At 45.8% G+C, this 14,574-nt stretch carries 11 protein-coding genes; 6 read left to right on the forward strand and 5 right to left on the reverse strand.

Features of this window, described 5'->3' with window-relative positions; translation table 11 throughout:
• Positions 1-9 precede the first annotated feature (9 nt).
• The 6 genes from HGP28_RS14715 to HGP28_RS14740 all read left to right on the forward strand — a co-directional run bounded on the left by HGP28_RS14715 (position 10) and on the right by HGP28_RS14740 (position 6,484).
• Positions 10-954 carry a flagellar motor protein MotB gene (locus tag HGP28_RS14715; RefSeq protein ID WP_168837236.1) on the forward strand — a complete coding sequence of 315 codons (945 nt, stop codon included), beginning with the start codon at positions 10-12 and terminating at the stop codon, positions 952-954.
• 274 nt (positions 955-1,228) lie between these two features.
• Positions 1,229-2,677 (forward strand): tRNA uracil 4-sulfurtransferase ThiI, encoded by a 1,449-nt coding sequence (gene thiI, locus HGP28_RS14720; protein ID WP_168837237.1) that lies wholly within the window; start codon positions 1,229-1,231, stop codon positions 2,675-2,677.
• Between the two features lie 394 nt (positions 2,678-3,071).
• A complete protein-coding gene (locus HGP28_RS14725; RefSeq protein ID WP_168837238.1) occupies positions 3,072-4,019 on the forward strand; it encodes a transcriptional regulator GcvA in 948 nt (315 codons plus the stop codon).
• On the forward strand, positions 3,973-4,368 hold the full coding sequence (locus HGP28_RS14730) for a DUF423 domain-containing protein (protein ID WP_168837239.1): 396 nt from the start codon (positions 3,973-3,975) through the stop codon (positions 4,366-4,368). Before HGP28_RS14725 ends, HGP28_RS14730 begins: the two co-directional genes overlap by 47 nt.
• On the forward strand, positions 4,365-5,456 hold the full coding sequence (gene rlmM, locus HGP28_RS14735; RefSeq protein WP_168837240.1) for a 23S rRNA (cytidine(2498)-2'-O)-methyltransferase RlmM: 1,092 nt from the start codon (positions 4,365-4,367) through the stop codon (positions 5,454-5,456). Before HGP28_RS14730 ends, rlmM begins: the two co-directional genes overlap by 4 nt.
• 500 nt (positions 5,457-5,956) lie before the next feature.
• The gene (locus tag HGP28_RS14740; protein ID WP_168837241.1) at positions 5,957-6,484 is read left to right on the forward strand and encodes an outer membrane beta-barrel protein; all 528 of its coding nucleotides are present in this window, start codon (positions 5,957-5,959) and stop codon (positions 6,482-6,484) included.
• 285 nt (positions 6,485-6,769) lie between these two features.
• Here HGP28_RS14740 and xni read toward each other — a convergent pair whose 3' ends face one another.
• The 5 genes from xni to queF form a co-directional block, all read right to left on the reverse strand.
• Positions 6,770-7,546: a flap endonuclease Xni gene (gene xni / locus HGP28_RS14745; RefSeq protein WP_168837242.1), complete on the reverse strand. Its 777-nt coding sequence runs from the start codon at positions 7,544-7,546 to the stop codon at positions 6,770-6,772.
• Between the two features lie 262 nt (positions 7,547-7,808).
• Complete coding sequence (gene ppnN / locus HGP28_RS14750; protein WP_168837243.1) at positions 7,809-9,176, reverse strand: nucleotide 5'-monophosphate nucleosidase PpnN; 1,368 nt, start codon at positions 9,174-9,176, stop codon at positions 7,809-7,811.
• Between the two features lie 499 nt (positions 9,177-9,675).
• Positions 9,676-11,238 carry a GGDEF domain-containing protein gene (locus tag HGP28_RS14755; protein WP_168837284.1) on the reverse strand — a complete coding sequence of 521 codons (1,563 nt, stop codon included), beginning with the start codon at positions 11,236-11,238 and terminating at the stop codon, positions 9,676-9,678.
• 88 nt (positions 11,239-11,326) lie between these two features.
• Positions 11,327-13,600 carry a tetratricopeptide repeat protein gene (locus tag HGP28_RS14760; protein WP_168837244.1) on the reverse strand — a complete coding sequence of 758 codons (2,274 nt, stop codon included), beginning with the start codon at positions 13,598-13,600 and terminating at the stop codon, positions 11,327-11,329.
• Between the two features lie 38 nt (positions 13,601-13,638).
• The gene (gene queF, locus HGP28_RS14765; RefSeq protein WP_168837245.1) at positions 13,639-14,484 is read right to left on the reverse strand and encodes an NADPH-dependent 7-cyano-7-deazaguanine reductase QueF; all 846 of its coding nucleotides are present in this window, start codon (positions 14,482-14,484) and stop codon (positions 13,639-13,641) included.
• Between the last annotated feature and the right edge of the window lie 90 nt (positions 14,485-14,574).

The raw sequence follows: 14,574 nt of genomic DNA on the forward strand, positions 1-14,574 counted from the left end.
GGCAAGGCAATGGATGAACAGCAAAAGTGCAAATGTCCACCCCCTGGCGCGCCAATGTGGATGACCACCTTTTCCGATCTTATGTCTTTGTTGATGTGCTTTTTTGTTCTGCTGCTCTCTTTTTCAGAAATGGACGTGCTTAAGTTTAAGCAGATCGCAGGGTCAATGAAGTTTGCGTTTGGTGTTCAAAATCGGCTGGAAGTGAAAGACATACCCAAAGGCACTAGCATCATCGCGCAAGAATTTCGTCCTGGGCGACCTGAACCGACACCGATAGATGTCATCATGCAGCAAACCATGGACATCACTCAGCAAACATTGGAATTCCACGCGGGAGAAGAAGACCGTGCAGGCGGAACCAAGCGCGACGCTGGGCAACTCACTGGGGGGCAATCGTCTGACACGTCAACCAAAAATAACGATAATGTTGATTCCGAGATGGAGCTCCAACAATCAGCAAGCAGTAATGAGGAAATTGAAGCGGTGCAGCAAGCGTTGCAACAAGCGCTGCAACGTGAGATTGAACAGGGCGCGATTGAACTGGAAAACTTGGGTCAGCAACTGGTGATCCGCATGCGAGAAAAAGGCGCCTTTCCTGAGGGATCTGCGTTCTTGCAACCTAAATTTCGCCCTTTAGTGCGTCAGATAGCCGAGTTGGTGAAGGACGTTCCCGGCATTATTCGTATCTCCGGGCATACTGATAATCAGATATTGGACTCGGAGTTATATCGTTCAAATTGGGATCTTTCTTCTCAGCGAGCGGTTTCAGTGGCGCAAGAGATGGAAAAAGTGCCCGCATTCGATACTCAGCGCATGCGTGTCCGTGGTATGGCGGATACCGAACCGCTAGGCCCGAACGATACGGATCTGCAACGCGCAGCGAATCGCCGAGTTGAAATTAGCATTATGCAAGGTAAGCCGGTGTTTAGTGATGAGGTGCCGATTGTGCAGTAGCAACTATACCCGTCCCACTTGAAGTTGTTTGGGTATAAATCGAATTTAACTAAATTGAATTTAAGATTAAAAAGACGAGTATGACTGCTCGTCTTTTTTTACACCTCTGTGGCGAAAATCTGACGCCAATTGTAACTGGTTAAAAAGTAAACGCTCTTGGTGCCAACGCCTTGATAACTTGCGAGACTCGCATCTTGGCTGATCTTGGGTATATAATGCGCGCCAGATGTGGCGTTTGCCATAGTGATTGCGAAACTCAACTGCGAACAAGAATATGAAATTTATTGTAAAACCTCATCCCGAAATTTTTGTTAAAAGTGAATCCGTGCGTAAGCGTTTCACCAAAATTTTGGAGTCGAATATTCGCAATATCGTCAAAAGTCGTACTGAGGCGGTTGCGGTATTTAACCGTCGTGATCACATTGAGGTGACGTCAGAAAGTGACACTTACTTTGCCGAGGTATTGGAAATTTTGACTCACACTCCGGGCATTCACCATGTGCTGGAAGTGAAACAATCAAGCTTTACCGATCTGCATGACATTTATGAGCAAGTGCTTGAACTTAATCGCCCATTGATTGAGAACAAGAGCTTTGTTGTGCGTGCTAAGCGCCGTGGTAAGCACGACTTTACCTCAATCGAATTAGAACGCTACGTTGGTGGTGGTCTGAATCAGGCTGTGGAGAGCGCGCGAGTCAGCCTGCACAACCCCGATGTGACGGTAAAAGTGGAAGTGACGGATGAAAAACTTAACCAAATCATTGCGCGTTACAAAGGGCTTGGTGGCTTTCCATTAGGCACCCAAGAAGATGTGTTGAGCCTGATTTCCGGTGGTTTTGACTCGGGCGTATCAAGCTATTTGCACATTAAACGCGGCTCGAAAGTGCATTACTGCTTCTTTAATTTAGGTGGCCCTGCGCATGAAATTGGCGTTAAGCAGGTTGCACACTATTTGTGGAATAAGTATGGCTCATCGGCCAAAGTGCGCTTTATCTCAGTGGACTTTGAACCGGTTGTCGCTGAAATTTTAGAAAAAGTTGATGACGGCCAAATGGGCGTTGTGCTCAAACGCATGTTCATGCGTGCTGCTGGCATGATTGCTGAGAAGTTAGGCATTCAAGCGCTGGTTACCGGAGAGGCTTTAGGGCAAGTTTCTAGCCAAACTTTGACTAACTTGCGTCATATTGATGGTGTAACAGACACATTGATTCTACGTCCTTTAATTAACTGGGATAAAGAAGACATCATTAATCTTGCGCGTCAGATTGGCACCGAAGATTTTGCCAAAACCATGCCTGAGTACTGCGGCGTTATTTCACGTAAACCGACAGTTAAAGCGGTTAAGGCGAAGCTTGAAGCGGAAGAAGCGAAGTTCGATTTCTCTATTTTGGAGAAAGTGGTGTTTGAATCACGTCAGATGGACATTCGCGATATCGCCAAGCAAGCTGAGGAAGCTGCACCGGAAGTGGAACAAGTTCAAGCGGTGGAAGAGCATGCGATTGTGCTTGATATTCGCAGCGCCGATGAAGAAGAGGAAAATCCACTGGAGATTGAAGGTGTTGACGTAAAACATCTGCCATTCTTCAAGTTGGGCACTCAATTTGGCGATCTTGACCAGTCAAAAACCTATCTGCTGTACTGTGACCGTGGCGTTATGAGCCGTCTTCAAGCGCTGTATTTGCAAGAGCAAGGTTTTAACAACGTTAAGGTATATCGTCCATAATCGATGATATTACGTTAACGATACCTATATATGAGCGCTGAGTTTACTCGGCGCTTTTTTATGTCCGCGAATTACTACGCCTGTGCGATAGATAAAAAAATACCGCCTAGGTGAGGCGGTATAAGAAATCGACAAACAGTCAAAAAATACAGGAAGTAATGCTTCGTCTGAATCAGACCAAACACTGCGGTAGAGGCAGTTCTACCCAATTCTCGAAATACGAGTTTGCAAACACAACATCGCAACAAATGAGCCAATTAATCGGACCGCGCTTCGCGAACCGACTAAGCCGTTCAGGCCAGCGTTGCGGGATGAAATATAGAATTAATCTGGCAACGCGACAATGGACAAATTATAATGTTTCAGATTAATAAAACTAATGGTTGAGGTAGTTATGGCTCGCCGTCTTCCCCCACTGAATGCGTTGCGCGTTTTTGAAGCAGCAGCGCGTCATCTCAGCTTTACTCGCGCCGCTGAGGAATTGTATGTGACACAAGCTGCCGTCAGTCATCAGATAAAAGCGCTTGAAGAATTCTTATCGTTAAAATTGTTCCGCCGTCGCAATCGTTCTTTGTTGCTCACGGAAGAGGGGCAAAGTTATTTTCTCGACATCAAAGACATTTTTAGTGCCATCAGCGAAGCCACTGATAAGGTATTGGAACGCAGTGAAAAAGGGGCATTAACTATCAGTCTGCCACCAAGCTTTGCCATTCAATGGCTGGTGCCAAGATTGACCCATTTTCATCAGCAGCAACCCGACATTGACGTGCGAATTAAAGCGGTTGATATGGATGAAGGATCGCTGACAGACGATGTCGATGTGGCTATCTATTATGGGCGTGGGCATTGGCCCGGCTTGCGAGCGGATAAGCTGTATCAAGAGTTTTTGATTCCCCTGTGCTCTCCGGCGTTACTGCTGGGTAGCAAGCCATTAGAATCTCTAAGTGATTTAAGTCACCACACCTTACTTCATGATACGTCTCGCAAGGATTGGCAGCAGTTTGTGAAGCAGTATCACATTGAAGGGGTTAACGTAAACCAAGGGCCGATATTCAGTCATTCGACCATGGTGCTGCAGGCCGCGGCGCACGGTCAAGGTGTGGCACTGGGGAATAATGTTCTGGCGAAACCAGAGCTGGAAGCGGGGCGCTTAATTGCGCCGTTTGATGAAGTATTGGTATCAAAAAACGCATTTTATGTCGTGTGCCATGAGCAGCAAGCGGATATGGGGCGTATTGCGACGTTCCGTGATTGGATGCTCGCTACGGCACGCAAAGAGCAGGAGGAAGTTTTAGATGAGAAGTCAGTTCTTATTGATGATCGCGGCGATGATCGGCGCTAAGTCAGTGGCAATCGGGGCGTTTGCCGCCCATGGTTTGAAGTCGATATTGGGAGCTTATCAACTGGCCATTATTGATACTGGCGTGCAGTACCAGTTTTGGCATACGTTTGCGATTATTGCGTGTGCGATTTTAATGTTGCAGGCCAGAGCCCAGGGGCAAAAGTATTTTTTCATCGCCGCAATTTGCTTTATTATCGGCATCTTTTGTTTTAGTGGCAGTCTATACACATTGGCGCTCACCGACATACGTTGGATAGCCTTTATTACCCCTGTAGGTGGTACGCTATTTGTTGTTGGGTGGATTGTTTTTGCCGTGGCTGCTTGGAAAATGCGTGAGGTTAGTAAGTGAAACATTTGATGCTTTATTGCCGTGCTGGCTTTGAAAAAGAGTGCGCGGGGGAGATTCAAGATAAGGCTTCTCAGCTTGAGGTCTACGGTTTTCCGCGCGTCAAAAAAAATGCGGGATATGTATTATTTGAGTGCTACCAAGCGGGGGATGCAGATAAGCTTGCGCAGCAGCTCGATTTTCAATCACTGATTTTTGCCCGCCAAATGTTTGCGGTTGCGGCAGAATTTGAATCTTTACCGAGCGATGACCGCATTTCGCCGATCTTAGACACGCTGGCAGGCGTTGAGCATTTTCCGTTGTGCGGTGAACTGCGTATTGAAACCCCAGATACCAACGAAGCTAAAGAACTGCTTAAGTTTTGTCGCAAATTTACTGTGCCGATGCGTCAAGCTTTGCGAGGTAAGGGACTGCTGTATAAGCAAGATCATGCGAAAAAACCCGTGCTGCATATCTGCTTTGTTGCGCCCGGCCATTGTTATCTTGGTTACTCGTATCCTGGGAATAACTCCGCCTTCTTTATGGGCATTCCGCGCTTAAAATTTCCTGCTGATGCGCCTAGTCGTTCAACACTGAAACTGGAAGAAGCGTTTCATGTTTTCATTCCTCGCGCAGAGTGGGACACGCGTTTGGCTTCCGGCATGTGGGCCGTCGATCTTGGTGCTTGCCCTGGCGGATGGACGTATCAATTAGTCAAACGCTCGATGTTTGTTCACTGTATCGATAACGGCATGATGGCTGAAAACTTGATGGAAACTGGGCAAATTCGACATCATCAAGTCGATGGGTTTAAGTTTGAGCCAGATCGCAAAAATGTAACCTGGCTTGTGTGTGATATGGTCGAAAAACCAGCGCGCGTGGCTCATTTGATGGGATTGTGGCTAGTGAAAGGCTGGGCGAAAGAGGCCATCTTCAACTTAAAACTACCGATGAAGGGGCGCTATGACGAAGTGCTTCAAGATATCGAGAATTTGAAACTATTTCTCATTGAGAACAAGGTGAAATTCAAACTCCAAGCGAAACATTTGTACCATGATCGAGAAGAGATCACGGTGCACATTCAAATGCTGTCGCACATTTCGCCTCATTAATTACTCTTTTAAAGTGCCTAACCTTGCCACATTTTTACAGTGCGGTGAGGTTAGCATTATCCTTAATAACTAGTTTGATATATACCTAAGTCGCTTTAAGATTTAGGGTTCGGTGCCGATTCACAGCACTGAAAGCGAAGAAAATTACGTAATCAAATAGCAATCTAATATTCAAATAGTTTTTCATTTCATGACTTCAACGTTAAGGTTACTAATAGCCCATAGAAGTTAATTATTTATATATGGCTCGTGGTTTATAGTAATGAAGTGGATTATTATTTGATTAAATGAAGTGCGAACTGTTTTATATATTCTGGTCTTTGGTTTTATTTTATATTTTACAATTTGTAAATTAATCGAATTTCATAGTAAGTTTGTAATTGTCTGTTGTGTTTTTATTTTGTTTTGATGTCATTCTCACTTAAAGTTAAATATTTATTTAACTTTCTTGTGTTAGATATTAATATTCAACCAAATTAATACAATATGGTTATTTAATTATGAAAAAAACACTAGCCCTGTCAGTGTTGCTGGCATTGTCAACGTCAGCAATTGCATCAGAAAGTACAACTCAAGATAAAAGCGGTCATACGCTTTCCATCGGTATGTCTAAGGTTTCAGGTGATATTTCAAATATTTCTGATGATACTGTCTTTAGCGTTAGTTACGATTACACGACAAATCAAGGAGTAATCATTGGTGGTTACTTCATGCCTGAATTGGTATCTTCATCCATGAGCTATATGGATGTGAACTTGTCCTTAGATACAAGTGTGTTAGGAATGTATTTAGGTTACCAATTTGATAACAATATCAGACTAACATCGGGATTAAGCTTCACCACAGTAGAAGCCAAACTGTCGGACAATTATGCCTCTGTTTCAGATGAGGAAACTAATACGGGCTTTATGTTTGGAATTGATTATTTGTTTAGTGAAAAAGTACTTATTGGGACCCGTTTTGTCACTCATGATGTTGCTGGTGTCGAAGGATCGTCAATGGGGATCAGTGCAGGGTATAAGTTTTAAGTTATAAATTAGGAAGCCCCTTATGGGGCTTCTAAATTCGAATTTTCGATAGCTGATGTGGATACTTTCTTGGTTCAAGTGATTTGAAAATTTTTATTGACTTACTTATGCTGATATTCGTGACAAAAAATTGATAACTTATATCCTTGCCTTACTAGAAGTCGCAGCGTTTTTAGCTCGCTCTCACAAACCTCATCACATAGTCTGTCTATATTAACGAAGTGCTCAGAGACTTGTGTGCTTTCTGCTTACCCGCATTTTCAAGTTGCTTAAGTATAGAGTGTGTTATCTTCCTTTTTCCTCATAACGAATGTCTTGCAAATTGAATCCAAGTGTAATGTCACACTTTAAGGTCGCGACTTGTTTGCAGCGACGCGCCTCATCAAGGTGTTCGATTAATTTTTTGCGATACTTTTCCGGTAAAGCGTCGCTATCAGCTGCTGCTTCAATATTGTCAAATTGGGTCAGAATGGCGCGCGCGGCCTTTGGGCCAATACCTGGTACACCCGGAACGCTACTTGAGCTGATGCCAGTAAGCCCCCAATAATCGGTTAATTGGCTTGGCGTTACGCCAAACTCTTTTTCAATAAAGGGTGCATCGAGCCAGCGCTGCTGAAAATAATCACGAATTTGCAACGTGGGCGACAAAAGCTGACAGTAGCCTTTATCGGTTGAAATGATGGTCACGGTTTCTTGATGAGCGGCCACTTTGCAAGCCAGAGTTGCGACCAAATCATCTGCTTCATCGCCTTCAGAGAGTAGAGCATCAATTCCCAATTGCCACCACGCGTCTTGAATCGACTCTAAACCTGCTCGTAACGCCTTTGGCATCGGTTTACGCTGCTGTTTATAAGTGGGTAAGAGTTCGCCACGCCATCCTCGCTCTGGCCCGAGATGATCAAACACCGCGACGATATGGGTTGGCTGACTTTCACGTAAAATATTGCTCAGGGTACGCGTGGTGGTTTGGATGGTGCGCTCGATGTCGTTTTCATCCGGCTGCGCCGAATGCACGCGACGGATCAAGTTAAGCGCATCGATAATCACGAGATGTAGCGACATGATTTACCCTAGGTCAAAACGGTTTGAAATAGAAAAAGTGAGTCAGAGATTTTAAGCTAAAAGGAGCCTAACGACACCCCAAAGTTGTTTGGAAATAGGCCCCTATACCCGTCCCACTTGAAGTTGCAGCCGTGTTGACTGGCACTTAAAAACCTCATCATCACATAGTTTATCCATGTTCACGAAGTGCTCAGAGGCTTTGCTCGCTTGTCGCCTAGCTGCATCTTCAAGTTGTTTGGGTATAGTTTAGCGAGTTTGATGTTTATTTTGTCGTGTTTGCAATGCGATAGCACGGTTCGTAAGCGCTGCCTCCCGGCAGTTTCATGCGATGTTGTACGACAAAATCTTGTAGTAACACATCCATTTTTTGCATCAGATTAACATCGCCATCAATGAGATAAGGGCCATGCTTTTCGATTTCAACAATGCCTTCAGATTTAACGTTACCCGCGACAATTCCAGAAAACACACGCCGTAAATTAGCGGCAAGATTCTGTTTTGGCTGCTCTAGATGTAAATCGAGTTTTGCCATATTGGCGTGTGTCGGTGCAAATGGCTGTTGAAAGTCAGATTCAATGTTTAATGACCAGTTGTAACAGTAAGAATCGCCGACGTCTTTGCGGTGTTGACGTACTTTTTGCATCGATTGCTTCATGATACGCGCGACCTCTGCCGGATCGTCAATCACGATTTGGTAGTGCTTCTGGCCCTCTTCGCCAAGCGTATCACCAATGAATGCGTCAAGTGAACGGAAGTAGTCTTCGCTCTCTTTGGGCCCCGTCAAAATAATTGGCATCGGTTGGTCAGCGTTATCGGGATGCATCATGATGCCAAGAATGTATAAGAGCTCTTCTGCGGTACCAGCGCCGCCTGGGAAAATAACAATGCCATGACCAAGACGCACAAACGCTTCGAGGCGTTTTTCAATATCGGGCATGATAACCAGCTCATTGACGATAGGATTGGGCGGCTCTGCGGCAATAATGGAAGGCTCTGTGAGGCCAAGGTAGCGAGGGTGTTCATAGCGTTGTTTCGCATGACCAATCGCTGCGCCTTTCATTGGCCCTTCCATGGCGCCTGGGCCACAACCCGTGCAGATATTTAGCTCGCGTAGACCCAGCTCATTGCCGACTTCTCGAGTGTACTGATATTCAACTGCATTGATGGAGTGACCGCCCCAGCAGACGATAAGGTTGGGCTCGACACCGACTGAAAGGGCCCCTGCGTTGCGCAAAATACCAAAGACGAGGTTGGTCATGTGAGCCGTATTGGTTAACGCAGAGGGCGCAGCGCCCGCTAAGTGCATATTAACGTAAACAATATCGCGCAAAACTGCAGAAAGGTGCTCTTGCAGTCCTTTGATGATTTCCCCATCAACAAACGCTTGCTCTGGTGGGTTAGTTAACTCCAATTTAATGCCGCGCGCTCGTCGAATGACGTCAACATCAAATGAGAGATACTTGTCCAATAGCTCTTTGGAGTTATCGGTATGGCTGCCGGAGTTAAGCACTGCCAGAGTGCAATTACGATAGAGTTGATAAAGGTTGCCCGAGGCGGTTTTTTTTAACCGTTCGACTTCAATTTGAGATAGCAGGTTCATGCTACCGGTTGGGCTGATGTGTGTGATCATAAACGTCCTCACTCATATACTCCATCACCACGACTAACGGTTCACCATAGTAAAACACGAGTCGGGTTGATGGGCATTAAGCCGGGAATGGACCGCATATAACCGTCCCACTTGACGTTGCAGCGCTTTTCTTTGAAAAACTAAGGGGCTGACTCTCACAAACTCCATCACATAGTTTATCTATGTTCAGAGGCTTTGCGCGTTTGCCACCTACCTGCATCTTCAAGAGGTTTGGGTATAGAGCGCATTCCTTGGCGCTAATATTTAACGAACACTAAAGTGACTCATTATTGTTGTGGGGCCGCAGTACGTTTGTGCTGCGGGCCAAGCTTCTTGATTACAGCTTAGCAGAGCGTGGCAAAAAAGATATGATAACTATTTGAAATTTATGTGCTTGACGTTTTTTGTACCCACCTTCGCCGTCCTTGATGCTACTCGAAGGAGCGACATCAAACGATGTTATCTCAAACGAAATTTAACCATGAAGGGTCTGCTGGCTCTAATCACACCACGCTAACTTATCGTTGCTGTGTTTTTTGGTTTCGCCGAGCAATCGAAGTAAACGTCCAATCAAACGTTCTGGGTTATCGCTATCAAGAAAGCGTGTTGAGACCCCTGTCAGGGTTATCGTGATCTGTTGGTCGCGAAACTTAAATGGCAACTTCTTTACTTCTTCTTGTACTCGTTGGATTAAGGCTTTCGCATCGGCATCATCGCGTTCTGGCAGTAAAATTGCAAACTCTTCGCCATTGAAGCGAGCGATAGTATCTGTGTCGTCGGTTTCTTTACTGATGCAGCGTGCAATGACTTTGAGTGCTTTGTCGCCAGCGACATAACCATAGTTTTCGTTGACGGCTCGAAAATTATCAATATCGAGCAACACAACCCGCAAGTTATGCTGAGCGCGGATCCAGCGTCGATATTCGTGTTCTAAGCGTTCAAAAAAGGCGCTACGGTTATAGACGTTGGTTAAGGGATCTTTCAATAAGCGTTTGTTTTGTTCGTCTAAGCGTCGACGATAATCTTGAGTGGTTTCATACATAGACTCAAGCTGATTTTTGCTGTGTATCAAGCGGTCTTGCAGCGTTTGCTCTCGCTCTTCAACCAATTTTAGCCGTTGAGATAACGATGACATTTGATTGAATAACGGGGTTAAATCGGCTTTCAATTTATCAAGATCGCGCGCTTGACTCATTGCCGAATGGCTTTTGTCGATGAGATGAGAAAAGTCTTGATTCAGTTCATGGCGATGTGCGAGGTAGTTCTGATTTTGCTCAACATTTTGCTCCATCGTTTTGAGATTGCTGGCGAGTGATGTGTTGAGTGTGTTGAGAAATTGCTCTGACGCTTTGCGCTCTGAATAGGTGCCAGTAATCACCAATTTAAGCACTTGTACCGTTAACTCGATAACCTCTTCGCAGGTCACGCCACCAAGTAATTTGGTTCGTACATCCATTAAGAGATCGCCAGACTCGCCATCAAAGTCCAACTCAGTGATAAGGTTTTGTAACTCTTCGATAAAGAAGGTAAGTCGTTGGTTAACAGTCTCTTTTTTTTCTGAATCTGAAAAATCGATATCAGCGTTAAGAGTGACAATTTTAACCGCACGCTCGTATAACGCGAGCAGTCTCGTTGCACGAGAGATACTGTCGTGATCGGCAATGGCTAGCAGGGCCTGCAGCTCTCGCTTAAGCTGGGCGGGAAGTCCGGTGATCCTGTGTAGCGTGTCAGCGCCTTGTTGGATCTGTTTGTCCAGTGCCTGCTGCTGATGTTCCATAACCTGCCTATGCTGCCTGAGTTTTTTTTCCACGAGTGCCAGTTGTGGTATCAGCGTGCTCACCGATTGGTTATTGTCAAGCGCGCTTTGGAGCGCTTGTAATTCACTGAGTAATTGCGAGTCAATCCGTTGGTGGTTGTCAAGCAGCGCACGTAGAATTCGACGAAGAATACGCAGCTCTCGATGGTTTTGTAATGAATTGTCGCGATGCTCGTCGCGCAATGTATTCAACTGCGCGTTCAAGCGATGAATCTGCGCCAGTAAGTCTGACTCCATAATGCCCATCAAACTTGTTTGACCTAAATCTTTGTTACCACAAGGCTTACGATAATAACAAAAAACGCGATACCGTCACTGCCCAAAACAGGGTGAATCAGTAATGTTCATCATTTTTTAATATTTTTTTGAGCTGATCCTCATTCTGACAAGAAGAATGGATTTTGATCAGCCCTTGGCTAATGGCAATTTTGCACGCCGAGCGAATGTCACCATTGGTGAGGCTTGCCGCGGGCGCATTGTCGATGGCTTTAAAATGAACCCACTGGCTGGTCTTATTGCTGAGGCTCACTTCACGTGCGATGTGCGTTGCCAGTAAGAGTAAATCAAGTAACTCTTGGTCATTCACTGCGGTATAAGCACGCGGTAAAAATGGGTAATCCGCAATTCCCATACGCACAATCGGTGAAATCGCGTGTTCTTTAGCAAAATCATTCACCCATTGTTGGATTTTGTGAAATAGCCCTTCAGCACTATTGTCACTCCAGCTGCTGGGCTCAATATAAAGCAGGTTGGCATCAGAAAAGTGATAGAGCCGCGCTGGTGACTCCATTTTCTGTTTCAGCATGGCACCAAAGGCACGTTCAAGCTCGAGCCCAGATTTATAGCCATGTTTGATATACGTGCTGCGTAAAAATGGCAAGTCAATCATGGCAAAGCGCAATCGGTCATTCAGAGGTTCGTGAATCAATTCCCCTTGTTGCCACAGCTCGAAATTTTCGTTTGCTTTGCGCAGTGAGCTGGACAGTTTGGCGTTTAGCATGCGCAAGTTGCGCAGTTTTGAGCGAGAGTGGGTATATAGTTCTCGGCTGAGACTTTCAATTTTGATTTGCTGACGTGCCGACACGACCCCTTTACGAATCCACATTAAAAACAGCATCACAGTGAGTAAAAATAAGCCAAAGGCAATGCGTCGTGTTTTAGTGTATTCCTGTTTTACCTCGCCCAGCTCTGTTGTTTGCGACGCAAAATAGAGACTTTGCTCGGCAAACGCTTTTTGCTCGCGAAAGGCTTCTTCGCTAATGTGGTTACGAACACCTTGCTCTTGATTGACGATGGTGTAGTAGTGGCGCAAGTTTTCCAACGCCAGTGTTGTATTGCCATCTTGCTCGTGTCCGAGCGCGAGTAACCGATAGGCACTTTGACGGTCAAACGAGCTGTGGTCGTTCAAACGGTCAAGAATATTTAAGGCGCTTTGTGCGTAGCTGATGACGTCAGCGGCGTCGTGTTTAAAATAGGCGATACCTGACTTCAGCAAAGCCGCTTCTGCTTGCTGTTCAGGAAAATCAGCAAATTCAAGCAGCTCATCGGCGCGTTGCAAGTACTTTTCCGCCAAAGGAAAGTTAAACAGTTGCAAATAGGTTGCAGCGAGCTGCTGGCGAATGGCGATAGCTTGTTGCAAATCGCGGTCGGTGCTAGCGTGGTCAAGCACATTAAAGTAATGCACTAAGGCAAGGTTGTATTTGCCCTGCTGATAATAAATCTTGCCCATCTGCTCCATAACTTGAGCCAAAATAGGCGAGTTAGGATAGGTGGCATAATAGTCAGCGGCTTGTGAAGCGTATTCAAGGGCTTTGTCTAGCACGTGGCGCTCTTGGAAAAGATCCGCTAATTGACGGTTTACTTTCGCCAGTCGCGCGCCATCATCAATTTCAATCGCAGTCCAATACGCATAAAGCAGCTCTGAAAGAGCAGCATTATAACGTTTTTGCCCCAGATAAAATTGTCCGAGCACGACACGATAATCAATCCAGGTGCGATCGGTCTGTTTCGGGTTGAGTAACGCTTTCGCTTGGGTGAAAAAGTCAAGTGCGGCCAGTGGCGTATTGAGCGCGGCTGCCAATTGGGCGCGCTGCATTAATACGCGATAACGCGTGGTTTTGGTCAGTTTAATTTGGCTATTGACGCTGGATAGGTCGGCTTCAACGGCGTCGAGCTCCTCTTGCGCTCTTACGTAGTTTTTGTCATGGCGCCAACTGAGTTCATTGTGCAGTAAGCGTAAATCGAGTGAAAGGTAATACAGTTTGTATTTTTCAGCTAACGCTTGAGCGCGTGCAAGATAACGCATCGCTTGCTCGATATTGCCTTCAGTGTATTCGGCTTGCGCTAATGTTCGATACGCTTCAACGCTGCCATTTGGCGTGCGTAAAGTTCTATCGGCTTCTTCGCGAGAAATGGATGCGGCGCTTTGTTCTCCGGCGTCGCTGAGCTGACGTTGAGTGAGGTAATTTTTCGCTAAATACTTGGCTCGCTCTGGTTCAATTTCAACCAGTTGTTGCGCTTCACCGAGCACAATCGAAGAGAGCATGTCTGCACGCGCAGGCAGGGTGAGCAAACAGAGAATGAAATAGAAGACACCTTGCCAGCGCATTGTCGGTCGTTCCTTAGGTAGACAAGCTTTAGGCGCGTTTATTGACGCGCCATACGATGATTGTGCGCCGGAAGCGCTTGTTCGGTTGAGCGATAAGGGTTGATATCCAATCCACCACGTCGAGTGTAGCGCGCATAAACGGTCAACTTGCTTGGCGCGCAGTAGTGCATGATGTCACAAAAAATTCTTTCGACACACTGCTCGTGAAACTCGTTGTGCTCGCGAAAAGATACCAAATACCGCAGGAGCTTCTCTTTGTCAATCTGGCCCCCACAGTAGCGAATTTCAACACTGCCCCAATCCGGTTGATTGGTGATAAGACAGTTTGATTTGAGTAGATGGCTATGCAGCGTCTCTTCGACAACAATATCACTGGCCGCATCGGTCAGTAGACTGGCATCAAATTCATAACTCTTGATATCAATGTCTTGATCATCAATACAATCGCCATTCATTGACACGATAGGTTGGCCGTTGTAGTGACTTAGTGGGTTTACGGCGACCTGTACGGGAGTCCCTGCGCAAGCTGAAAGATCTTCAATCAACTGATTTTGCACCGCTTGCCAAGAGGAAAAACGCGTTTGGTTGTAGCTGTTAAGGTAAAGTTTGAAAGACTTAGACTCAATTAAGTTTGCGCTGTGCGCGGGAATCGCAACTTCACCAATTGCCACTTGTGGCAAACCTCGCGCGTTGAGCCAAGAGAGTTCATACAAGGTCCAGATGTCGTGCCCAACAAATGGCAAAGTATCACCGAGCGCGAGATCGTCGCGATTTAAGCTACGAGGCACCGCTTGCAACAACGTAGGATCGTAATCGTGACTGTATTGAGTGGCTTTGCCAAGGGTTAACCCTGCTAGCTCTTTAGCATCAGAATATTTGCTCATCTTTGGACCGAAATTCGATTAGAATGGCGAGAATTTTACTGAATCCGTATCGCAAAAGCTATTGTTATACCCGTTGCCTATGGCAAGCCA

Origin of the sequence: Vibrio agarilyticus (genome assembly GCF_012641465.1) — a bacterium.
Lineage (GTDB): Bacteria > Pseudomonadota > Gammaproteobacteria > Enterobacterales > Vibrionaceae > Vibrio > Vibrio agarilyticus.

Coding starts and splice junctions, on each gene's coding strand:
- HGP28_RS14715 (WP_168837236.1), top strand. CDS start 10: ATGGATGAACAGCAAAAGTGCAAATGTCCACCCCCTGGCGCGCCAATG.
- thiI (WP_168837237.1), top strand. CDS start 1,229: ATGAAATTTATTGTAAAACCTCATCCCGAAATTTTTGTTAAAAGTGAA.
- HGP28_RS14725 (WP_168837238.1), top strand. CDS start 3,072: ATGGCTCGCCGTCTTCCCCCACTGAATGCGTTGCGCGTTTTTGAAGCA.
- HGP28_RS14730 (WP_168837239.1), top strand. CDS start 3,973: ATGAGAAGTCAGTTCTTATTGATGATCGCGGCGATGATCGGCGCTAAG.
- HGP28_RS14740 (WP_168837241.1), top strand. CDS start 5,957: ATGAAAAAAACACTAGCCCTGTCAGTGTTGCTGGCATTGTCAACGTCA.
- xni (WP_168837242.1), bottom strand. CDS start 7,546: ATGTCGCTACATCTCGTGATTATCGATGCGCTTAACTTGATCCGTCGC.
- ppnN (WP_168837243.1), bottom strand. CDS start 9,176: ATGATCACACACATCAGCCCAACCGGTAGCATGAACCTGCTATCTCAA.
- HGP28_RS14755 (WP_168837284.1), bottom strand. CDS start 11,238: ATGGGCATTATGGAGTCAGACTTACTGGCGCAGATTCATCGCTTGAAC.
- HGP28_RS14760 (WP_168837244.1), bottom strand. CDS start 13,600: ATGCGCTGGCAAGGTGTCTTCTATTTCATTCTCTGTTTGCTCACCCTG.
- queF (WP_168837245.1), bottom strand. CDS start 14,484: ATGAGCAAATATTCTGATGCTAAAGAGCTAGCAGGGTTAACCCTTGGC.